Origin of the sequence: Mycolicibacterium monacense, assembly GCF_010731575.1 — a bacterium.
In the GTDB taxonomy this organism is placed as follows: domain Bacteria; phylum Actinomycetota; class Actinomycetes; order Mycobacteriales; family Mycobacteriaceae; genus Mycobacterium; species Mycobacterium monacense.
The window spans coordinates 3,361,194-3,381,227 of sequence record NZ_AP022617.1 but is presented as its reverse complement, the minus strand read 5'-3'; the positions used below and the strand labels follow the sequence as shown (position 1 = coordinate 3,381,227).

Genomic DNA, 20,034 nt, shown 5'->3' with positions numbered 1-20,034 from the left:
GATTGCGACCAGGGCTGTGCGCGAGCCGAAATCCACGACCGTGGGCGCGATCTATGGCCTCAGGGCCCTTGATAACCCGGCGGGTTGGGGGAGTCGACCCACAGGTCGACGCCGAGCTCGGAGCCCGGGATGCAGTCGTAGGCCGACAGATCCGTGACGCCGGCCTCGAGCAGCACGTCCTCGCACAGCAGGCTGTGCCCGGTGTAGGACGACGGTTTGGTCAGCACCGCATACGCCGCATCGGAATAGACCTCGGGTTTGCGGGCGCGGGCCATCGCCTCGTCGCCGCCGAGCAGGTTCTGCACCGCGGCGGTCGCCACCATCGTGCGTGGCCACAGGGTGTTCGACGCGATCCCCGCCTCGCGCATCTCTTCGGCGATACCCAACGCGCACAACGTCATCCCGAATTTCGCCATCATGTAGGCGGTCGGTGTCAGCCACTGCGGCTCCAGCCGGATCGGCGGGGACAGCGTGAGGATGTGCGGGTTGTCGCGGCCCTTCATGTGCGGGATGCAGGCCTGAGTGACGGCGTAGGTGCCGCGCACCTGGATGCCGTTCATCAGATCGAAGCGTTTGAGCGGCACCTCCTCGACCGAGCCCAGGTTGATCGCCGACGCGTTGTTGACGCAGATGTCGATGCCGCCGAACTGCTCCACGGTCTTGGCGACGGCGGCGGTGACCGAATCACCGTCGCGGATGTCACCGACGATGGGCAGCGCCTGACCGCCGGCCGCCTCGATCTCCTCGGCCGCGGTGTAAATCGTGCCGGGCAGTTTGGGATGCGGTTCGGCGGTCTTGGCGACCAGCGCGATATTGGCACCGTCGGCGGCGACGCGCTTGGCGATGGCCAAGCCGATACCGCGGCTCGCGCCGGAGATGAACATGGTTTTCCCGCTGAGGGGTTTGTCGGCCATGGTCTCAGCCTATGTCGGGCCGCTGCTGGGTTCGGGCGACTCCACGCAAGACCTCCAGAACACGTTCGACCAGCGGCGAATGGGCCCGCGCGGCGTGTGCGGCCAGCAGATCGACGGTGACGGGCCGGTCACCGGCCAACGGCCGGTAGCGGACACCGGTCACCCCCAGCGCGGCGGTGGGTTCGGGCACCACCGCCACGCCCAGCCCAGCTGCGACGAGCGTGACCAGCGTCGAGGTCTCCTCGACCTCGTGACGCCCGAGGGGTACGAAACCCGCCTCGGCGCACAGTGCGGTCACCACGCTGTTCATCACGGAGTGCCCGTGTCCGGCGTGCACGATGAACTCCTCACCGCGCAGTTCGGCGATGTGCACCCCGGTCGAGGCGGCCAGCCGATGGCCGTCCGGAAGCGCCACCAGCAACCGGTCACGGCGGATCGTTTCCACCTGCACCGCCGGATGCTGCACCGGCGGACGCAGCAGCGCCAGGTCGATCTCCCCGGACACCAGCGCGGTGATCTGGGCCGGTGCCAGCATCTCCCCGCGCACGTTGACGTCGACGCCGGGCAGCGCCTCGCGCAGCGCGCGTACCAACGCGGGCAGCAGCGAGTAGGTGGCCGATCCGACGCAGCCGATCACCAGCCGGCCCGCCGAGCCGCCGGCGACCCGTTGCGCCAACCCGGTGGCGTCGTCGACCGCGTCGAGGATCGCCACCGCGCGGTCCAGGTAGGCCGCGCCCGCGGGCGTGAGCTCGACCTTGCGGGTCGAGCGCGTCAAGAGGGAGACGCCGAGCTCCCGCTCGAGGGCTCGGATCTGCTGGGACAGCGGGGGCTGCGCGATGTGCAGTCGCTCGGCCGCGCGGCCGAAGTGCAACTCCTCGGCGACCGCCCGGAAGTAGCGGAGGTGCCGCAGTTCCATCTCATACTTCCTTTGTATTAATCGCTCGCAAACAGGTATTTCTCAATATAAGAGCACGTCACTACAGTTGCAGGCATGGCTTCGGTAGATGTGCACACGCTCGTCAGCGGTCGTGACGACCGACCGGTCGTGGTGCTCAGCAACTCGTTGGGTTCCACCCACCGGATGTGGGATCCACAGCTCGCCGACCTCGAAGCGCGCTTCCGCGTCGTGCGCTACGACACCAGAGGGCACGGCGCCTCACCGGTCCCCGCGGGTCCGTACCGCATCGATGATCTGGCCGACGACCTCGTCGCGCTGCTGGATCGGCTCGGCATCGAACGCGCCCATCTCGTCGGCCTCTCACTGGGCGGGATGACGGCGATGCGGGTGGCCGCCCGAAACCCCGAGCGCGTCGACCGGCTGGCCCTGCTGTGCACCGCCACCGCGCTGTCACCTGCGTCGACCTGGCGCGACCGCGCCGAGGTCGTGCGCAGGCGCGGCAGTGGCGCCGTGGCGGGCGCCGTCGTCGAGCGCTGGTTCACCGCGCCGTACCGGGCGGCGCATCCCAGGGTGCGGGCGGGCTGTGAGGCGATGGTGGCCGCCACTCCCGCCGAGGGTTATGCGGGCTGCTGCGAAGCCATCGCCACGCTCGACCTGCGTGACGACCTCACCTCGATCGTCGCGCCGACCCTGGCCATCGCGGGTAGCCGCGACCCGGCGACACCGCCCGCGAAGCTGCGTGAGATCGCCGACGGCGTCAAGGACGGCCGACTGCTGGTCGTCCCCGACGCCGCGCACCTCGCCAACGCGCAGCAACCCGGGATCGTCACCCCCGCCCTCATCGAACACCTGGAGCAATCGTGACAGTCGACAAAGTCGTCGGTTCGGCCCGTGATGCGGTCGCCGACATCCCGGCGGGCGCGAGCCTGGCCGTCGGTGGGTTCGGCCTCGCCGGTATCCCGTGGTTCCTCATCGAGGCGCTACTCGACCAGGGCGCCGACGATCTGACCATCGTCTCCAACAACTGCGGGGTGGACGGCGCCGGACTCGGTCTGCTCCTCGAAGCGGGCCGGATCAGCCGAGTGATCGCCTCGTACGTCGGGGAGAACAAGGAATTCGGCAGGCAGTACCTCGCCGGCGAGTTGACCGTCGAACTCACCCCGCAGGGCACGCTCGCCGAACGGCTGCGCGCGGGTGGCAGCGGCCTCGGCGCGTTCTTCACTCCGACCGGTGTCGGCACGCTGGTCGCCGAGGGTGGTCTGCCGTGGCGCTACCACCCCGACGGCAGTGTCGCGCTCGCGTCACCCCCCAAGGAGGTTCGCAGTTTCGCCGGCCGCGACATGGTGCTCGAGGAAGCCATCGTCACCGACTACGCGCTGATCCGCGCCGCCGTCGTCGACCGGGCAGGCAACTGCCGGTTCCACGCCGCGGCCCGCAACTTCAACCCGCCGGCGGCGATGGCCGGCCGGGTCACCCTCGTCGAGGCGGAAGAGGTCGTCGAGGTGGGCGAACTGGCTCCCGACGAGATCCACCTGCCCGGCATCTTCGTCCAGCGCATCGTGGCGCTCACCCCGATCCAGGCGCTGCGCAAGGACATCGAGAAGCGCACCACCCGGCCCCGTCCGGACGCGACACAGGAGGCGACGCGATGAGCTGGACCCGGGATGAGATGGCCGCGCGCGCCGCGGCCGAACTGCGCGACGGCGACTACGTCAATCTCGGAATCGGTTTGCCCACTTTGATTCCCGATCACCTGCCCGACGGTTCGCAGGTCACCCTGCACGCCGAGAACGGCATCCTCGGTGTCGGTCCGTTCCCGTACGAGGACCAGGTCGACCCTGACCTGATCAACGCGGGCAAGCAGACGGTGTCGGTCGTGGCCGGGGCGTCCTACTTCGATTCGGCGACCAGTTTCGCGATGATCCGCGGCGGCCACGTCGACGTCGCAGTCTTGGGCGGCATGCAGGTGTCGATGGCCGGCGACCTCGCGAACTGGATGGTCCCCGGCGCGATGGTCAAGGGCATCGGCGGTGCGATGGATCTGGTCAACGGGGCGGGGCGGGTTCTGGTGTTGATGGAACACGTGACCCGGGGCGGTGCCGCGCGCCTGGTCACCGCCTGCGATCTCCCGCTCACCGGCCGCCAGGTGGTGAGCCGGGTGATCACCAATCTGGGGGTGCTCGACGTGACCGGTGCCGGATTCGAGCTCGTCGAGACGGCACCGGGGGTCACCTTCGACGACGTGGTCGCCGCGACCGCCGCGCCGGTCACCGACGGGCGGGTTCAACTGCGCAGCGCGGCGAGTTCCGTACGTGAGCGCACTCCGAGCTTGGCGTAGATCCGGGTCAGGTGATACTGCACGGTCTTCGGCGAGACGTACAGTTCGGCAGCCACCTCACGATTCGAAAGACCCTGTGCAACAAGGGTTGTGACCGCATCCTCCTGCGGGGTGAGCTCCGCGTGGCCGCGTGGTCCACGCACGACGTGCACACCACCGGCCTTCAGCTCGCGTTCGCAACGGGCCACGTAGGTCTGAGCCCCGAGTGACAGGTACAGATCACGCGCCGTGCTGATGACCGCGTCGGCGTCGCGGCGTTTACCTGCCCGGCGCAGCGTCTGCCCGTAGGCGAAGTTGACGCGGGCCAGGTCGTAACGCAGCGGAAGGCCGTCGAGCAACGCCAGCGACTCGTCGAAGGCCCGCCGCGCGGCGTTGATGTCACCCGCGGCGCCCAATATCCGTCCGCGGGCATAGCCCAACCGGGCCCGGGTCGACCGCTGGGCACGCCGGTCGGCCCGCTGTTCGTGGGGGCCGAGGAAGGCGTCAGCGGCGTCGGGCTGCCCGTCGAGAACCATGGCGTTGGCCAGCACATCGGCCCACGGCCACAATGCTGGTTCGGTGGTGATGTGCTGCGACATACGCCTCAGCGGTTCCAGTGCCCGACGCACCCCGGCGTAATCCGCCTCGGCCTCGGCGACCTGCGCCCGGGCGAGAAATGTTGCCAGATGCATCATCTCGTAGCCCTGGGTGACCGTGTCCGCGGTCCGCACCGCTGCCTGCGCGGCCTCGAAATCACCGCGCAGGGCGTGGATCTGGGTGGCGGTCCACTCGAGAAGCGGAGTGACCAGAACGATGCCGCTGGAGGCCGCGGTCAGGCGTCCACGCTCGACGGTGCTCAACGCCTGATCCCAGTCGCCGGTGAGGAACTGCACGCGGGCCAGCCAGCCCAACGCCCACAGCGCGATGCGTGCCGATCCACCCAGCTCGGTGGTGGACACCGCCCCTTCGAGGCTGCTGCGGGCGCCGTCGAGGTCGTCGCCTGCCAACTGCAGCCAGCCGCGCCCCATCGCGATGCGCTGCGCCTGGGCGCCGTAGCGGATACGGTCACTCAACTCGTCGTAGGCGGCCGCGGCCCGGGCGGAATGACCGACCGCGGACAACCCGAGCCCGCGGATCGCGGCGGCCTCGACGCCGGCGGGGGAGTCGTCCCCCGACAGCTCGATGGCGCGGTCGGCCCACTGCACGATCTCGGCTCCGCGACAACGCATCAGCGCGTGCAGGACGTACCGGCCGGCGATCAACGCTGCCGCCTCGGGATCGCGGTCGGCGTTGACGATGCCCCACGCGCGGCGCAACCGGACGTCCGCCTCGGCCGCCCGTCCGCGCACGATCGCCAGGTATGCCAGCGCAGCATCGCGCAGCGGTGTCTCCCGCAGGCTCTCGACCGCGGGTGTCAACGCGGCGGCGCCCGCGGTGTCACCGGCCGCTACGAGCGCATCCACCGAGCGGGTCAGCCGGTCGTCGCGCTGCAGTGCATCCGGGCTCAGCCTGCCGGCCTCGCGGAACAGGCTCGCCGCCTCCGCCCAGGCGCCTTCGGCGCCGCGTTCGCGCGCCATCGCGTCGACCTGGTCGGCCAGTGCGGCGTCCGGGACGGGCGTGGCCGCCACCAGATGCCGTAGCCGGCGGACCGGATCATCGACGATGCCGGCCGCCCGCCGGTGCGCGTCACCGGCGGCGTGTGCGCCCATCACCTCGAGGACCGCCGACCGGACCAGGCTCGACCGGAGCGCGACGCCGAAACCCGTTGTCGTGGTGATCAACTCGGCATCCACCGCCTGGTCGACCGCGCTCAGCGGTTCGTCGATACCGGCGAGTCGCGTCGCCTCGCCGAGGGATCCGCCGTCGCCCAACACCGCGAGTGCCTCCACCAGCGCCCGGCCGTGTGCGTCGCAGCGCTCCAGGCGCGAGCGCACCGCAGACACGGTGTGCGCCGGTGCGGGCAACTGCGCGTCATGGCGCGACCACACCGCCGCGGGCACCTCGGTGAGCAGCGCCAGCGCGTCGCGGGGATTTCCTTCGGTGTGCCGGGTGAGCAGGTCCACCATGGTCGGGTGCAGGACCCGGCCGCGCAACGACGCCAGTTCCGCCATGCCCGCGGTGTCCAGGCCGGTCAACCGCACCTCCGCCGAGACGAAGCGCATGGCCGCGAAGTCCGGATTCCTCATCGCGAGCACCACGAGCAGCGCAAGGCTGCGGTGGTGGCGCACCGCGGTTTCCAACACCTGCCGCGACAGCGCATCGCAGTACTCGGCATCGTCGACGATCACCAGCGCCGGATGGTGTGCCGTGACCCGATCGAGAAGGCGGGCCGCCGGGTCGGCGGTCACGTCCTCCTGGAGCAACTGGCCGAGCACCGCCCCAGGGACATCGGCCTCCCACGGCAGTGCACGCGCGGTGTGGGCGTGGCCGTGGTCGGTGGCCAGTCGGTTGAGCAGCGTCGACTTACCGATCCCCGGCGGTCCGAGCACGGCGACGACGTCCGCGCCCGAGGCCACGGTCGCCGCGCAGCGGGCGGCGAGTTCGGCGAGTTCGCGGTCGCGCCCGACGCACGCTCCGGACACGATGATCACGGTCACATCGTAGGCGCGCCCCGCCCGCCGTTAGCCCTGATCACCGCCGGCGACCGGCAGGATCGAACCGGTGATGTAGGACGCCTCGTCGGAGGCCAGGAAGCAGATGGCCGCCGCCTGTTCGTCGAGGGTCCCGTACCGCTTCATCAACGACGAGTCCACGGTCTGGTCGACATGGGCCTGGAACCAGGCGCGTTCGGTCTCGCCTGCGAAGTCCGGTGTGCCGCGCGAGATCCGCCGCGGCGGGGCTGCCGTCCCGCCCGGGGCGGCGGCCACCACCCGGATGCCGTCGCCTGCGTACTCGACGGCCAGTGACGCGGTGATGGCGTTGATGCCGCCCTTCGCCGCCGAGTACGGGATGCGGTGTATCCCGCGGGTGGCCGCCGACGAGACGTTGACGATGACGCCTGCACCGCGCGACACCATCGACGGCAGTGCTGCGCGGCAGGCGTACAGCGTCGTCATCAGCGAACGGTCGACCTCGGCGCGGATCTCGCGGTCGGTGAACTCGATGAACGGTTTGAAGTTGATCGCGCCGCCGACGTTGTTGATCAACACGTCGATGCGGCCGAACGCCGACAACGCCTGCGCCACCATGCTTTCGGCACCGTCGGGGTGTTCGAGGTCCGTGGTCACCGGCAGGGTGTCCGGTCCGCCGGCGGCCAGTTCGTCGGCCAGTTCCTTGACCAGTTCCGAGCGGTCCGCGAGTACCAGTCGGCCACCTTCGGCGCTGATGCGGCGCGCGGTCTGCTCACCGATGCCCTGAGCGGCGCCGGTGACGAGCACGACCTTGCCGGCGAACCGGCCCGGCGTGACGAACCTCGGGCGCCGGGCGGCCCGGGCGTCGGCCATCGCGCGGCGCATCGTCTGCTTGGATCGTTCGGCGTGCGCCGCGATCAACGACCGCGCCGCGACTCGGTCACCGGCGTCGAACGCCGCGACGATGTCGACGTGGTCCTGCGCGCACAGCGGGTGACACCAGGTGGCGTTGCGTAGCACATCGCTCATCCGGGCCTTCACACCCAACGCCTGGTAGGCCTGCAGGAGGTGGTCGTTGCCGGTGAGGGTGAACAGGTGGTCGTGGAACGCGGCATTGGTCTCGGTGTACTGGGCCGCGTCGACGAATCGGTCGCCGTCGACGTAGGCCAGCGTGGATTCGGCGAGCAGCCGGTACCCGGTCAGCTGCGACGGGCTCAATCGACCGATCGTCAGCTCGAGGGCACCCAGTTCCAGTGCCTCGCGGGCCTGGAAGATCGCGTCGGATTCGTGGAGTTCGGGATGCTCCTCCCCGATCTGGTAGCCGTCCGGGGCGACCTCGGGCGGTGCGGGTGCGGTCTGGGCGGGAAAGAGGTGCTGGCCGGCCACGGCCCGGTCCGCACCGTCGATCAGGGCGGTGTCGTCGTCGAGCGGTGTCGCCGGTGCGGTTCCGCCGCCGGAGACGCCGATCAGCTGGCCGGCGATCCGACGGGCGGTGTCCCCGTCATCGGCTGCGGTGACGTTTCCGGGCGCCGGTCCGATCGAGGTGTCGCGGAACACGGTTCGGCCCGCGACCGAACGAGCGTCCGGGGCGAACCTCAACGCCTCCCGCGGTGCGGGGGCGACCGACGCGGGCGCAGCGGCCGCCGACGTTTCCGCAGCGGGTGCGGCCAGCGCGAACTTCTCGTAGTAGAAGCCGAACGGTTCGATCCCTTCGGCGGCGACGTGCTTGCGCACCGATTCGACCATCGGCGGCGGTCCGCACAGGTAGACGGCCACGTCGCCGTCGTAGAGGTGTTCGGGCCGGATCAGGCTGGTGACGTAGGCCCGCTCAGGGCCCTTGTTCGCGGCGGTGCTCGCGGGGTCGGCCACACAGTGGTCCCAGGTGAAGCCGGGCAGGTCCGCGGCCACCGCACGCAGGGTGTCGAGTTCGACGAGGTCGGCGTCCGAGCTCACCCCGTAGACGAGGTGCGCCTTTCGCGGGCTGCGCGCCGCGCGCAGCGTGCGCAGCATCGACAGGACGGGCGCGAGACCGGTGCCACCGGCCAGCAGCAGGACCGGTCGCTCGGTCTCGCGCAGGAAGAAGGAGCCGTGAGGGCCGGTGAAGGTGATCGCGTCACCGACCGCGGCCCGCTCGGCGAGATAGGTGGACATGGCGCCCCCCGGGGTCAGCTTCACCAGGAAGGTGAGCCGCTGCTCGTGCGGGGCGTTGCTGAACGAGTACGACCGCGCCACGTCCGTCCCGGGCACCGCGACGTTGACGTACTGGCCGGGCAGGAAGGCGAGGTCCTCGCGGTTGGGGATCTCGACACCGAAGGCCACGGTCGTCGGCGACAGCCGATGCAGTTCGACGAGCGTGCCCTCGAACGTGGCGGCCGCCGTTTTCGCCACCTTTGAGCTGCTGGCGATCTGCAGCACCAGATCCGACCGGGGACGCATGCTGCAGGGCAGCACGTAGCCGGCGGCCGCCTCGTCGGCGGGCAGGGCGTCGTCGATGTAGGTGCCGCCGTCGTATGTGCCGGATTCGCAGAGCGCCTTGCAGGTTCCGCAGGCGCCGTCACGGCAGTCCAGCGGGATGTTGATGCGCTGACGGTAGGACGCGTCGGCGACGGTCTGGTCGTCGCGGCAGCTGATGAACCGGGTGACGCCGTCCTCGAAGGACAGGGCGACCTGGTGGGTGCGGGACTCGGTGGATGTCATGGCGTGGCCTTCTAGAAGTGGTAGATGTCCACGACGTGGTGGATGTAGTCGTTCTTGAGCACCACGGTCTTTCGACGGATCAGCGGATGATCACCGGAGAAGTCGATGGTGTAGAAGGAGGTGCCGTAATACGGGTCGACCGTCTTGTACCGGAAATACATGGTGTGCCAGTTGAACCGGACGTCCACCAGGTCGCCGCGGCGTTCGATGACCTCGACGTTGCTGATGTTGTGGCTGGTGCGTGGTTCGGGAAGTGACGTGGCCGAGGAGCGTTCGGTGCGGATTCGGAAGACGCGGTCTTCGAGGCCACCCTTGTTCGCGTAGTAGACCAGCGAGATGTCCCGCTGCGGATCCTCCACCAGCGTGTCGTCGTCGGCCCACGACGGCATCCAGTAGACGACGTCGTCGGCGTAGCAGCCCAGCCACTTCTCGAACTCGCGGTCGTCGAGGTAGCGCGCCTCGCGGTAGAGGAACTGCTCGATCATGTTCTGGCTGATGAGTGTGGCTGGTGCTGAGGTGGTTTGGCTGGCCATGGTCACTTCTCCGATCCGGTCTCGTTGTGGGCCAGCGCCGCACGCATGGTCTGCAGCCAGTAGCCGTGCTGGACGGGGTAGAGGCCCTCGTCCTCGTTGCGCACGCCCGCGGAGATGACGCCGTGCATCCCCAGTGATTCGGCGACCTCGTCGGGTCCGGACAGCCAGTGCTGCGCACCGCGGCTCATGTCGTTCCACGGGGCGGCGGTGGCCTGGTAGGTCAGCTGGCAGGAGCGGAACTCCTCGAGGTCGTCCGGGGTGGCCATGCCCGAGGCGTTGAAGAAATCCTCGTACTGGCGGATGCGCCTGGCGCGGGCATCGGCGTTCTCACCCTTGGGGGCGATGCAGTAGATGGTGACCTCGGTCTTGTCCGGCGCGATCGGCCGGAAGTGGCGGATCTGCGTCGAGAATTGGTCCATCAGATACACATTCGGGTACAGGCACAGGTTGCGTGAACCCTTCACCATGAACTCGCCCTTGGCCGCGCCGTGGACGCTCTTGAGGTCGTCGAGCCGGTCCCACAGCGGGCGGTCCTCGGGGTTGGCCGCCCATGTCCACAGGCAGAGGTGGCCGTTCGGGTAGGACCAGTAGCCGCCGCCGGACTTCCCCCAGCTGCCGGCGTCGAGCGCCTTGGTGTCGTTGGCGGACTCGCCCGTGTTGCGCCGTGAGGTGGTCGCGGCGTAGTTCCAGTGCGTCGCGGTGACGTGATAACCGTCGGCGCCGTTCTCCGCCTGTACTTTCCAGTTGCCGTCGTAGGTGTAGGTCGACGATCCGCGCAACACTTCCAGGCCGTCGGGGGACTGGTCGACGAGCATGTCAATGACCTTGGTGGTGTCACCGAGGTGCTCGAGGAGCGGGACGACGTCCGGGTTGAGGCTGCCGAACAGGAATCCGCGGTAGCTGTCGAACCGGGCCACCTTGGTCATGTTGTGCGAGCCGTCGACGTCGAACGTCGCCGGGTAGCCGGCCCCCTCGGGATCCTTGACCTTGAGCAAGGTCCCGTCGTTGCGGAAGGTCCACCCGTGAAAGGGACAGGTGAGCGTCATCCGGTTGTCGGTCTTGCGTCGGCACACCATTGCCCCGCGGTGTGCGCAGGCATTGACCAGGCAGTTGAGGCCCCCATTCTTGTCGCGGGTGATGACGACGGGCTGGCGGCCCATGTACGTGGTGAAGTAGTCGACCGGTTCGGCGACCTGACTTTCGTGGGCGAGGTAGATCCAGTTGCCCTCGAAGATGTGCTTCATCTCGAGTTCGAAGATGTCCTCGTCGGTGAAGATCCGCCGGTTGGTGCGGTAGATCCCGGCCGCGTGGTCGTCGATCACCGCATCGGCCAGGACGGTCTCGAGGTGACTGCGGGGTTCGGCTGTCGGTGCGCTCATCGGTGCCTCCATGTGACGTGTTCCCTGCACACTGGCACTACGTGTCTGTCGTCACACCAGGGTGATGCCTAGTCCTGTCCCAGGGCTTGATTGATCGACTCGATGGATCAATAGGCCGAAAACAAGTCCTTGTCCGGTATGGATCGCGGCCATACTCTGGGCCGTGGCGCCGGTCACATCCGCCCGGAGCTGTGACTTTCAGAATCGAGACACTCATGGAGCTGCGTCATCTGCGGTATTTCGCCGCCGTCGCCGACACGTGCCACTTCGGCCGGGCCGCGGATCAGCTGCATGTGGCTCAGCCGGCGCTGTCGTACGCGATCCGGCAACTCGAGGACGAGCTGGGCGTCACCCTTTTCAACAGGACCACGCGGCAGGTGTCGCTGACCGCGGCGGGGGAGTTCCTGCAGGGTGAGGCGGCCCGAATACTGACCGGGGTCGACGATGCCGTTCGAGGGGTACGACGCATCGCGGCCGGACGCAGCGGGTTGGTCCGGTTGGGGGTCACCGGCACCGCGGCCTTCTCGCATCTGCCGCGCATCGCGCGGGTGGTCAGGCGTGAGTTGCCCGATGTCGCCCTCCAGATCCGGGCGGATCTTCTCACGCCCGATCAGTGCGACGGGTTACGCAGTGGTGCAATAGATCTCGGCGTGCTTCGCCCGCCGGCGGTGGGGCAGGGCATCGAGTTGCGCACCATCGACGTCGAACCGCTCGTGCTCGCCGTCTCGGTGGACCACCGGCTCGCCGTCGAACCGGTCGTCTCACTGGCGGACCTGCGCAGCGAGCCGTTCATCGCCTACGCCAGCCGCCACTCGGCGGTCAACGACGCCGTCGTCCGCAGCTGCCGGCAGGCCGGTTTCGTTCCGCACCGCGAGCACGAGGCGCCCGGTACCGCGGTCCTGCTCTCGCTCGTCGCCGCGGGTCTCGGAGTGGCCGTCGTCCCGGGGTCGGTTCGGGCACTTCCCCTGGAGGGGCTCGTGTTCCGCGACCTGCTGGACGCCCAGACCATCGAGTTGGCGCTGGCCTGGCGCAGCGGTGAGGACGACCCTCTGGTCGAGGCCGTGGTCGGCGTGCTCGCCGCCGCCTTCTCCGTCCACGCGATCGCCGATTCGATGCCAACCGGAAGGCCGCTGTGAAGATCACCCGGGTGGACGCGATCCCGTTCGCCATTCCCTACACCAAACCCCTGAAGTTCGCCTCGGGCGAGGTCACCGACGCCGAACACGTTCTGGTGCGGGTGCACACCGACGACGGGGTCGTCGGCGTCGCCGAGGCCCCACCGCGGCCGTTCACCTACGGCGAGACCCAGGCGGGCATCGTCGCGGTCATCGAGCGGATCTTCGCTCCGCAGGTGGTCGGTCTCACCCTGACCGAACGCGAGGTCGTCGGCGCGCGCCTGAGCCGCACCGTCGGCAACCCCACCGCCAAATCCGCAGTGGACATGGCGATCTGGGATGCCCTGGGCCGCACCCTCGGGCTGCCGGTCAGCGATCTGCTCGGCGGGTTCACCGACCGTATGCGCGTGAGCCACATGCTCGGATTCGACAGCCCGGCAGCGATGGTGGCCGAGGCCGAGCGCATGCGCGACACATTCGGCATCCGCACCTTCAAGGTCAAGGTCGGCCGCCGTCCGGTCTCGCTCGACACCGCCGTCGTGCGGGCGCTGCGTGAGCATTTCGGCGACGGCGTCGAACTCTACGTCGACGGTAACCGCGGCTGGAGCGCGTCGGAGTCCCTACGGGCGATGAAGCAGATGGCCGACCTCGACCTGCTGTTCGCCGAGGAGTTGTGTCCCGCCGACGACGTCCTCGGCCGGCGGCGCCTCGTCGGACAGATCGACATACCGTTCATCGCCGACGAATCCGTGCCGACCCCCGCCGACGTGACCCGCGAACTGCTCGGCGGGTCGGCCACGGCGATCAGCATCAAGACCGCGCGTACCGGCTTCACCCAGTCCCAGCGGGTGCACCACCTCGCCGAGGGACTCGGCGTCGAGATGGTGATCGGCAACCAGATCGACGGCCAGATCGGCACGGCCTGCGCGGTCGCCTTCGGCTCCGCGTTCGCCGCCACCGCCCGCCACGCCGGTGAGCTGTCGAACTTCCTCGACATGAGCGACGACCTGCTCACCGAGGGACTGCACATCCGCGACGGCGTCCTGCGGCGTCCCGCGGGCAACGGCCTGGGCATCGAGGTCGACCCGGACAAACTCGCCCGCTACCGCACCGACCACTGACATCAGCAACCACCACCAAGGAGTACGACGATGACCACCTTCGACACCCCGGTTCCCACCGCCACCGCCGCGGCGTCCGGCGCCTCGGCCACCGACCGCTTCCGCGCCGACAAGTCGCCCTACGACGCGGTCCGCGACACCCCGCGTGAGCGGGTCGACCTGCTGGCCCGTGAAGTGCTTACGGCCGTGCACGAGACGGTCCGCAGGCACAAGGTCACCTACGACGAGTACAACGCGCTCAAGGCGTGGCTGATCGGCGTCGGTGAGGACGGCGAATGGCCGCTGTTCCTCGACGCCTGGGTCGAGCATGCGGTCGAGGACGTGGCCACCTCCCACCGCAGCGGCAACCGCGGCAGCATCGAGGGCCCCTACTACGTGCCGAACTCGCCCGATCTCGGCGCGGACGGTGAGATGCCGATGCGCCCCGACGAGCAGGGCACCCCGCTGGTGTGGAACGGCACGATCACCTCCACCGACGGCACACCACTGAACGGCAAGGTCGAGCTGTGGCACGCCGATGCGGACGGCTTCTATTCGCAGTTCGCCCCTGGCCTTCCGCAATGGAACCTGCGGGGCAGCTTCACGACCGGACCCGACGGCGCTTTCCGCATCCGCACCATCCGTCCTGCGCCGTACCAGATCCCGACCGACGGTTCGTGCGGCAAGCTGATCGCCGCCGCGGGATGGCATGCCTGGCGACCGGCCCATCTGCACGTCAAGGTGTCCGCGCCCGGACACGAATTGCTCACCGCCCAGTTGTACTTCCCCGGGGATCCGCACAACGACGACGACATCGCCACCGCCGTCAAACCGGAACTCGTGTTGGCGCCGGTGCCACAGCCCGACGGCAGCGAGGCAGTCGTCTACGACTTCGTCCTCGATCCGGTGCGCTGATGCTGTTCCACGTACGAATGGATGTGCGGATCCCGCACGACCTCGATCCGCAGGCGCGCATCGACCTGGTCTCCCGCGAGAAGGCCTATTCCCAGGAGTTGCAGCGAGCCGGGAAGTGGCCGCAGATCTGGCGTATCGCCGGTGAGTACTCGAACTTCTCGGTCTTCGACGTCGAGTCGAACGATGAACTGCACGAGCTGATCTCGGCCCTGCCGTTGTTCCCCTACATGGACATCCACGTCACGCCGCTGGCCCGGCACCCCTCCGACGTCAAATGACGGCGATGTCCGCGGTCACCGCGTCGGTCAGCCGGACGAGATCGTTTGGCGCCACGGCGATTTCGAGTCCCCGCTTACCGGCGCTGCACAACACCCGGTCCCACTGGAGCGCCGACGAATCGATCACCGTCGGCAGCCGTTTACGCTGACCGAGCGGGGAGATGCCGCCGAGGACGTAACCCGTCGACCGTTCCGCGGCGGCCCGCTCGGCCATCGCCGCCTTCGGCACACCGAGCGCCGCGGCCGCCGCCTTGAGCGAGAGCTTGGCGGGCACCGGCAGCACCGCCACCGCCAGGCCCTTCGGGACCGCGATCACCAGTGTCTTGAACACCTGCTGGGCGTCGATGCCCGTTTCGGCGAGTTCCGCGACGGCCTCGTCCCCGTACGAGCCGGCGCGCGGGTCGTGCCGGTACTGCAGGACCTCATGCGGCGCTCCGTCGGAGACCAGAGCGGCGATCGCCGGTGTAGCTGCGCGCACGCCGGTCAGCTTAGAGGTGGCTGGGAACAACATCGCGCGGTCCTGCTGTTGTTGGGAAAGACTTCGGGTGCGCACGCAGCCGAGAACGTGTCGGTCACAACCTCTAGGATCAAGGGAGGACTCTGGTGCCAACGGCCTGCCTGGATCGTCCGGTGGATCTGCCGGGCCTGTTCGACGGCGCCGCGACAGAAGGGACGGTGTCGACCACGATGACCGACATCGACGGTGCGGCGGCCGAACGACAGGAAACCGACGCCGAACTGACGGCGCGTTTCGAGCGCGATGCGATACCGCTGCTCGACCAGCTCTACGGCGGCGCGCTGCGCATGACGCGCAATCCCGCCGACGCCGAGGATCTGCTGCAGGAGACGATGGTCAAGGCCTATGCCGGGTTCCGGTCGTTTCGTGAGGGCACCAACCTCAAGGCGTGGCTGTACCGCATCCTGACCAACACCTACATCAACAGCTACCGCAAGAAGCAGCGCCAGCCGTCGGAGTACCCCACCGAGGAGATCACGGACTGGCAGCTCGCCGCGAACGCCGAGCATTCGTCGACGGGGCTGCGGTCTGCCGAGGTCGAGGCGCTCGAATCGCTGCCCGACACGGAGATCAAGGCGGCGTTGCAGGCGCTACCGGAGGATTTCCGGATGGCGGTCTACTACGCCGACGTCGAAGGATTCCCGTACAAGGAGATCGCGGAGATCATGGATACGCCCATCGGGACCGTGATGTCCCGGTTGCATCGTGGCCGCAAGCAGCTTCGTGAGCTGCTCGCCGATGTCGCCCGAGACCGCGGGTTCCTCCGCGGTGCGCAAGCGCCCGAGGAGGTGTCGTCGTGAGTGACGAAGAGCGGTGGACCCCGCCGGTCGGCCCGGTCGACCCGGAGCATCCCGAATGCGCCGCCGTCATCGCGGAGGTGTGGACGCTGCTCGACGGCGAGTGCACCCCGGAGACGCGTGACAAGCTCAAGCACCATCTCGAGGAATGCCCGGCGTGCCTGCGTCATTACGGCGTGGAGGAACGGGTCAAGCGCCTCATCGCCGTCAAGTGCGGTGGGGAGAAGGCGCCGGACCGGTTACGTGAGCGGCTGCGCATCGAGATCAGCCGCACCACGATCTACCGCAGCTGAACCCAGGTACGACGAAACTACGGTTGTTGACGGATTTCTCTCGAGATCCGTCAACAACCGTAGTTTCGTACTACCCGCAGTGCGGTGAGGGTCAGCGCACCGACTTCGAACCGGCGTTGGGTCGCTTGCCGTGGTTCGCCTTCGAGTGCTTGCGGTCGCGCTTCTTGCGGCCTCGCTTGGCCATGGGGGTCCTCCATGTGGTCTCGGAAATGGTCGGGATATCTCCGACCCGCGGCACGCGGGCGGTTGCATGTCATTGTCTCACGGCCCCGTGGATGCTCCGACGACGCGGGGTTGTGGTTCGATAGAGCGGCAACAGCAGCAGATGAGTGGGGTGAAGATGGCCGAGGATGTTCGCGCGGAGATCGTGGCCAGTGTGCTCGAGGTCGTGGTCCACGAAGGCGATCAGATCGGCGAGGGTGACACCGTCGTGCTGCTCGAATCCATGAAGATGGAGATTCCGGTGCTCGCCGAGGTGGCCGGCACGGTGACGAAGGTCAACGTGTCCGAGGGTGACGTCATCCAGGCCGGACACCTCATCGCGGTGATCAGCTAGCGCATTCAGCGCCCCCCGGTAGAGCGACATGTCCACCCTCGGTGACCTGCTCGCCGAGCACACCGTGCTGCCCGGCAACGCCGTCGACCATCTGCATGCGGTGGTCGGGGAGTGGCAACTGCTGGCCGACCTGTCCTTCGCCGATTACCTGATGTGGGTGCGCCGCGACGACGGGGTGCTGGTCTGTGTGGCGCAGGTCAGGCCCAACACCGCCGCCACCGTCCTGTTGGCCGACGCGGTGGGGACCACTGCGATCCCCGAGACCATGCCGTTGGTCACGGCCACCTTCGAGTCGGGCATCATCGGCCGGGAAGGTCCTGCCGCGCAGAACGACGCGCCCGGCCTGAACGTCGAGGCAGTGCCGGTGCGCTACCGCGAAGACGTCGTCGCGGTGCTGACCCATCAGACCGCCCTGGCGGCTCGGCGGACCGCGAGTCCGCTGGAGGTCGCCTATCTGGACTGCGCCGGCGATCTGCTGATCATGCTCTCCGAGGGGACCTTCCCCAACGTCGGTGACCTGGCCATGTCACGTTCAAGTCCGCGGGTGGGGGACGGCTTCATCCGGTTGGACGGCGCGGGCAACGTGGTGTTCGCCAGCCCCAACGCGATCTCGGCGTATCACCGGATGGGGCTGACCGCCGACCTCGAGGGCCACAACCTGGTGGCGGTCACGCGTCCGCTCATCTCCGACCCGTTCGAGGCGCAGGAACTGGCCAACCATGTGCGGGATTCGCTCGCCGGCGGTTCCAGCATGCGGATGGAGGTCGATGCCGGCGGTGCGGCGGTGCTGCTGCGCACGATGCCGCTCGTGGTGCACGGCGCGGCGGTGGGCGCGGCCGTGCTGATCCGCGACGTGACCGAGGTGAAGCGGCGCGACCGTGCGCTGCTGTCGAAGGACGCGACGATCCGTGAGATCCACCACCGGGTCAAGAACAATCTGCAGACGGTGGCCGCACTGCTGCGTCTGCAGGCCCGTCGCACGAACAACGCCGAGGGGCGCGAGGCGTTGATGGAGTCCGTGCGGCGGGTTTCGTCGATCGCCCAGGTGCACGACGCGCTGTCGATGTCGGTGGACGAGGAGGTCAACCTCGACGAGGTCGTCGACCGCATCCTGCCGATCATGAACGATGTCGCCAGCGTCGGCCCGCCGATCCGGATCAAGCGCGAAGGTGACCTCGGCGTGCTCGACGCCGATCGGGCGACGGCGCTGATCATGGTGATCACAGAGGTGGTGCAGAACGCCATCGAGCACGCCTTCGATGCCAGCACCGCGCAGGGCAGCGTCACGATCCGCGCCGAGCGCTCGGCGCGGTGGCTCGACGTGGTGGTGCACGACGACGGGCGCGGTCTCCCGGCCGGCTTCAGCCTGGAGAAGTCCGACCGGCTGGGGTTGCAGATCGTGCGGACGCTGGTGTCGGCGGAGTTGGACGGATCGCTCGGGATGCATGACGTGCCGAGTGGGGGGACGGATGTGGTGCTGCGGGTCCCGATCGGTCGCCGCGGCCGAGCCGCGCAGTAGGTGGGGCGGCCGAGCCGCGCAGTAGGTGGGGCGGCCGAGCCGCGCAGTAGGCGGGGGCGGCCGAGCCGCGCAGTAATCCGGATTCACAGAAATGGCTGCGCGGGAATTGAATTGTGGTTCCGGACACAGTGAAGGCCCCGACTTTCGCCGGGGCCTTCACTGATGCTGCGGAGCGGTCAGACTCCGCTGCGGGCCTTGGTGCGGGCATTGCGACGCTTGAGGGCGCGACGCTCGTCCTCGCTCATGCCACCCCACACACCGGCGTCCTGACCGGACTCCAATGCCCAGCTCAGGCACTCGGTGGTGACGGGGCAACGGTTGCATACGAGCTTCGCGTCGGCGATCTGGGCGAGCGCGGGCCCGCTGTTCCCCACCGGGAAGAACAGCTCCGGATCCTCGTCGCGACAGACGGCCTTGTGACGCCAATCCATTGTTTAACTCCTCACTATGTGCGCAGCAGGGCGCACGAGCTTTTCTTCGGCTGTTAACGCGTGCACACGAATTGTTTCTGCACTGTTGCATCCGATGTTTTCACAGGCTCGACGGATGTCAAGAGATGCGCGTTAACACGTGGGCAATGTCACTGGGGAGCCGCGTTAGAGGTCCACTTACCCGTTCGTACTACACTCAACACACTTACGCCCTAAATTTTTGCCGTGAGTCCACCACGCGCAGCTCAGGGCGTTTTTGCCGCCGGCGCGACCACGCCGAGAGCGTCGGGTACCGAGGTGAACGTCATCGTTTCGCGCGGGCCGATGTAATCCCCGTCGATCTGGCAGGCCACCGGCACATCCGAGGTGATCCGGATCCACGCGACGTCGTCGTCGCGGATGAGGTGACGCGCCACCGGGTCGGGTACGCGGGCGAACATCTGCCTGGCCAGCCGCAGATTCGCCCAGGCGTTCATGCTGGTGGTGGCGAACACCCCCAACCCCGTCTCGAAGGTCGTACCCGGGTTGGTCCAGATCGGCCTCGCGTTGGCGTAGGTCCATGGGCTCGAGTTCGACACGAACGCGAAGTGCACACCGCCGACCGGTTCGTGGTCGGGCATGTGCAGCGTCAGCGTCGGCTCCTTGCGCACGCTGGCCAGCACTTCGCGCACTGCGACGCGGATGTAGCGCGACGCCGACACCTTGCGGCCCTTGGCCCGCTGCGCCTCGACCGCGGCCACCACGTCGCCGTCGACCCCCATGCCCGCGGTGAACACCGCCCAGCGCTCCCCGCAGTCCATCAGCCCGATGCGCCGCCACACCCCGGTGCGCCGGTACTCGCCGAGCAGGTCGACGAGCTGGTTGGTCGCCTCGATCGGGTCGGGGCTGATACCGAGCGCGCGGGCGAAGACGTTGGCCGATCCGCCGGGGACGACACCGACGGCCGGTGCGCCTGCTTCGCGGCCGCGTTTGACACCGTTGACGACCTCGTTCACCGTGCCGTCCCCGCCGTGCACGATGAGCACGTCGACCCCGTCGGCGGCCGCATCCTGGGCGATCTCGATGGCGTGGCCGCGGTGGTCGGTGTGGACGACCGAGAGCTCGGTGCGGCTTTCCAGCGCGTGGGCGAGCAGGTCGCGCCCTGCCGCGGTGGTCGACGTCGCGTTCGGGTTGACGATCAGCACGGCACGCACGAGGCATGAGCC

The 20,034-nt window shown here is 68.6% G+C and carries 20 protein-coding genes and 1 pseudogene; 11 read left to right on the top strand and 10 right to left on the bottom strand.

Going from position 1 to position 20,034, the window contains the following annotated elements; all coding sequences use genetic code 11:
* Positions 1-59: 59 nt before the first annotated feature.
* Together G6N49_RS16260 and G6N49_RS16255 are read right to left on the bottom strand one after the other, a co-directional pair.
* Complete coding sequence (locus tag G6N49_RS16260; protein ID WP_011855039.1) at positions 60-914, bottom strand: SDR family oxidoreductase; 855 nt, start codon at positions 912-914, stop codon at positions 60-62.
* 4 nt (positions 915-918) lie between these two features.
* Positions 919-1,830, bottom strand: a complete 912-nt coding sequence (locus G6N49_RS16255; protein WP_011855040.1) for a LysR substrate-binding domain-containing protein — start codon at positions 1,828-1,830, stop codon at positions 919-921.
* Between the two features lie 72 nt (positions 1,831-1,902).
* Between G6N49_RS16255 and pcaD the strand changes: the two are divergent.
* From pcaD to G6N49_RS16240, 3 genes and pseudogenes are all read left to right on the top strand, one after another.
* Positions 1,903-2,676 (top strand): annotated as a pseudogene (gene pcaD / locus G6N49_RS16250) (3-oxoadipate enol-lactonase); the annotation flags it as partial.
* Positions 2,673-3,464 (top strand): CoA transferase subunit A, encoded by a 792-nt coding sequence (locus G6N49_RS16245; RefSeq protein ID WP_064876002.1) that lies wholly within the window; start codon positions 2,673-2,675, stop codon positions 3,462-3,464. The pseudogene pcaD and the gene G6N49_RS16245, both read left to right, overlap by 4 nt.
* Complete coding sequence (locus G6N49_RS16240) at positions 3,461-4,150, top strand: 3-oxoacid CoA-transferase subunit B (RefSeq protein ID WP_011855043.1); 690 nt, start codon at positions 3,461-3,463, stop codon at positions 4,148-4,150. The genes G6N49_RS16245 and G6N49_RS16240 overlap by 4 nt, the downstream gene beginning before the upstream one ends.
* Here the strand turns inward: G6N49_RS16240 and G6N49_RS16235 are convergent.
* From G6N49_RS16235 to benA, 4 genes are read right to left on the bottom strand one after another with little or no spacing between them, the layout of a single operon-like run.
* Positions 4,096-6,726, bottom strand: a complete 2,631-nt coding sequence (locus G6N49_RS16235; protein ID WP_011855044.1) for a helix-turn-helix transcriptional regulator — start codon at positions 6,724-6,726, stop codon at positions 4,096-4,098. The two genes, G6N49_RS16240 and G6N49_RS16235, sit on opposite strands and share 55 nt — an antisense overlap.
* 24 nt (positions 6,727-6,750) lie before the next feature.
* Positions 6,751-9,396, bottom strand: coding sequence for a benzoate 1,2-dioxygenase electron transfer component BenC (gene benC, locus G6N49_RS16230; protein WP_083044670.1), 2,646 nt, complete (start codon positions 9,394-9,396; stop codon positions 6,751-6,753).
* Positions 9,397-9,407: 11 nt separating this feature from the next.
* Complete coding sequence (gene benB, locus G6N49_RS16225; protein WP_011855046.1) at positions 9,408-9,929, bottom strand: benzoate 1,2-dioxygenase small subunit; 522 nt, start codon at positions 9,927-9,929, stop codon at positions 9,408-9,410.
* Between the two features lie 2 nt (positions 9,930-9,931).
* The gene (benA, locus tag G6N49_RS16220) at positions 9,932-11,320 is read right to left on the bottom strand and encodes a benzoate 1,2-dioxygenase large subunit (protein WP_011855047.1); all 1,389 of its coding nucleotides are present in this window, start codon (positions 11,318-11,320) and stop codon (positions 9,932-9,934) included.
* 203 nt (positions 11,321-11,523) lie between these two features.
* Here benA and G6N49_RS16215 point away from each other — a divergent pair, with 203 nt between their 5' ends.
* From G6N49_RS16215 to catC, 4 genes are read left to right on the top strand one after another with little or no spacing between them, the layout of a single operon-like run.
* The gene (locus G6N49_RS16215) at positions 11,524-12,444 is read left to right on the top strand and encodes a LysR substrate-binding domain-containing protein (protein ID WP_011768125.1); all 921 of its coding nucleotides are present in this window, start codon (positions 11,524-11,526) and stop codon (positions 12,442-12,444) included.
* Positions 12,441-13,544 (top strand): mandelate racemase/muconate lactonizing enzyme family protein, encoded by a 1,104-nt coding sequence (locus G6N49_RS16210; protein ID WP_011855049.1) that lies wholly within the window; start codon positions 12,441-12,443, stop codon positions 13,542-13,544. Before G6N49_RS16215 ends, G6N49_RS16210 begins: the two co-directional genes overlap by 4 nt.
* A gap of 30 nt (positions 13,545-13,574) precedes the next feature.
* The gene (gene catA, locus G6N49_RS16205) at positions 13,575-14,438 is read left to right on the top strand and encodes a catechol 1,2-dioxygenase (protein ID WP_011855050.1); all 864 of its coding nucleotides are present in this window, start codon (positions 13,575-13,577) and stop codon (positions 14,436-14,438) included.
* Positions 14,438-14,716: a muconolactone Delta-isomerase gene (catC, locus tag G6N49_RS16200; protein ID WP_011855051.1), complete on the top strand. Its 279-nt coding sequence runs from the start codon at positions 14,438-14,440 to the stop codon at positions 14,714-14,716. The genes catA and catC overlap by 1 nt, the downstream gene beginning before the upstream one ends.
* Here the strand turns inward: catC and G6N49_RS16195 are convergent.
* Positions 14,709-15,227 (bottom strand): aminoacyl-tRNA deacylase, encoded by a 519-nt coding sequence (locus tag G6N49_RS16195; RefSeq protein ID WP_011855052.1) that lies wholly within the window; start codon positions 15,225-15,227, stop codon positions 14,709-14,711. The two genes, catC and G6N49_RS16195, sit on opposite strands and share 8 nt — an antisense overlap.
* Positions 15,228-15,403: 176 nt before the next feature.
* On the opposite strand from G6N49_RS16195, the gene G6N49_RS16190 reads away from it, so the two are divergent.
* Entirely contained in the window at positions 15,404-16,033 is a 630-nt protein-coding gene (locus G6N49_RS16190) for a sigma-70 family RNA polymerase sigma factor (RefSeq protein ID WP_167535197.1), read from the top strand.
* Entirely contained in the window at positions 16,030-16,323 is a 294-nt protein-coding gene (gene rsrA, locus G6N49_RS16185) for a mycothiol system anti-sigma-R factor (protein ID WP_011855053.1), read from the top strand. The genes G6N49_RS16190 and rsrA overlap by 4 nt, the downstream gene beginning before the upstream one ends.
* A 91-nt stretch (positions 16,324-16,414) precedes the next feature.
* On the opposite strand, the gene G6N49_RS29865 is transcribed toward rsrA, so the two are convergent.
* Positions 16,415-16,507, bottom strand: a complete 93-nt coding sequence (locus G6N49_RS29865) for a 50S ribosomal protein bL37 (RefSeq protein WP_003882799.1) — start codon at positions 16,505-16,507, stop codon at positions 16,415-16,417.
* Positions 16,508-16,663: 156 nt separating this feature from the next.
* Here G6N49_RS29865 and G6N49_RS16180 point away from each other — a divergent pair, with 156 nt between their 5' ends.
* A complete protein-coding gene (locus G6N49_RS16180; protein ID WP_011558792.1) occupies positions 16,664-16,879 on the top strand; it encodes a biotin/lipoyl-binding carrier protein in 216 nt (71 codons plus the stop codon).
* Positions 16,880-16,907: 28 nt separating this feature from the next.
* Complete coding sequence (locus tag G6N49_RS16175; RefSeq protein ID WP_011855054.1) at positions 16,908-18,398, top strand: two-component system sensor histidine kinase PdtaS; 1,491 nt, start codon at positions 16,908-16,910, stop codon at positions 18,396-18,398.
* A 176-nt stretch (positions 18,399-18,574) separates the two neighbouring features.
* Here G6N49_RS16175 and whiB1 read toward each other — a convergent pair whose 3' ends face one another.
* A complete protein-coding gene (gene whiB1 / locus G6N49_RS16170) occupies positions 18,575-18,829 on the bottom strand; it encodes a transcriptional regulator WhiB1 (RefSeq protein WP_011558794.1) in 255 nt (84 codons plus the stop codon).
* Between the two features lie 245 nt (positions 18,830-19,074).
* The gene (locus G6N49_RS16165; RefSeq protein ID WP_011855055.1) at positions 19,075-20,022 is read right to left on the bottom strand and encodes a diacylglycerol/lipid kinase family protein; all 948 of its coding nucleotides are present in this window, start codon (positions 20,020-20,022) and stop codon (positions 19,075-19,077) included.
* Positions 20,023-20,034: the final 12 nt, after the last annotated feature.

Coding starts and splice junctions, on each gene's coding strand:
- G6N49_RS16260 (WP_011855039.1), bottom strand. CDS start 914: ATGGCCGACAAACCCCTCAGCGGGAAAACCATGTTCATCTCCGGCGCG.
- G6N49_RS16180 (WP_011558792.1), top strand. CDS start 16,664: ATGGCCGAGGATGTTCGCGCGGAGATCGTGGCCAGTGTGCTCGAGGTC.
- G6N49_RS16255 (WP_011855040.1), bottom strand. CDS start 1,830: ATGGAACTGCGGCACCTCCGCTACTTCCGGGCGGTCGCCGAGGAGTTG.
- catA (WP_011855050.1), top strand. CDS start 13,575: ATGACCACCTTCGACACCCCGGTTCCCACCGCCACCGCCGCGGCGTCC.
- whiB1 (WP_011558794.1), bottom strand. CDS start 18,829: ATGGATTGGCGTCACAAGGCCGTCTGTCGCGACGAGGATCCGGAGCTG.
- G6N49_RS16175 (WP_011855054.1), top strand. CDS start 16,908: ATGTCCACCCTCGGTGACCTGCTCGCCGAGCACACCGTGCTGCCCGGC.
- G6N49_RS16190 (WP_167535197.1), top strand. CDS start 15,404: ATGACCGACATCGACGGTGCGGCGGCCGAACGACAGGAAACCGACGCC.
- G6N49_RS29865 (WP_003882799.1), bottom strand. CDS start 16,507: ATGGCCAAGCGAGGCCGCAAGAAGCGCGACCGCAAGCACTCGAAGGCG.
- benA (WP_011855047.1), bottom strand. CDS start 11,320: ATGGAGGCACCGATGAGCGCACCGACAGCCGAACCCCGCAGTCACCTC.
- G6N49_RS16240 (WP_011855043.1), top strand. CDS start 3,461: ATGAGCTGGACCCGGGATGAGATGGCCGCGCGCGCCGCGGCCGAACTG.
- benC (WP_083044670.1), bottom strand. CDS start 9,396: ATGACATCCACCGAGTCCCGCACCCACCAGGTCGCCCTGTCCTTCGAG.
- catC (WP_011855051.1), top strand. CDS start 14,438: ATGCTGTTCCACGTACGAATGGATGTGCGGATCCCGCACGACCTCGAT.
- benB (WP_011855046.1), bottom strand. CDS start 9,929: ATGGCCAGCCAAACCACCTCAGCACCAGCCACACTCATCAGCCAGAAC.
- G6N49_RS16195 (WP_011855052.1), bottom strand. CDS start 15,227: ATGTTGTTCCCAGCCACCTCTAAGCTGACCGGCGTGCGCGCAGCTACA.
- G6N49_RS16215 (WP_011768125.1), top strand. CDS start 11,524: ATGGAGCTGCGTCATCTGCGGTATTTCGCCGCCGTCGCCGACACGTGC.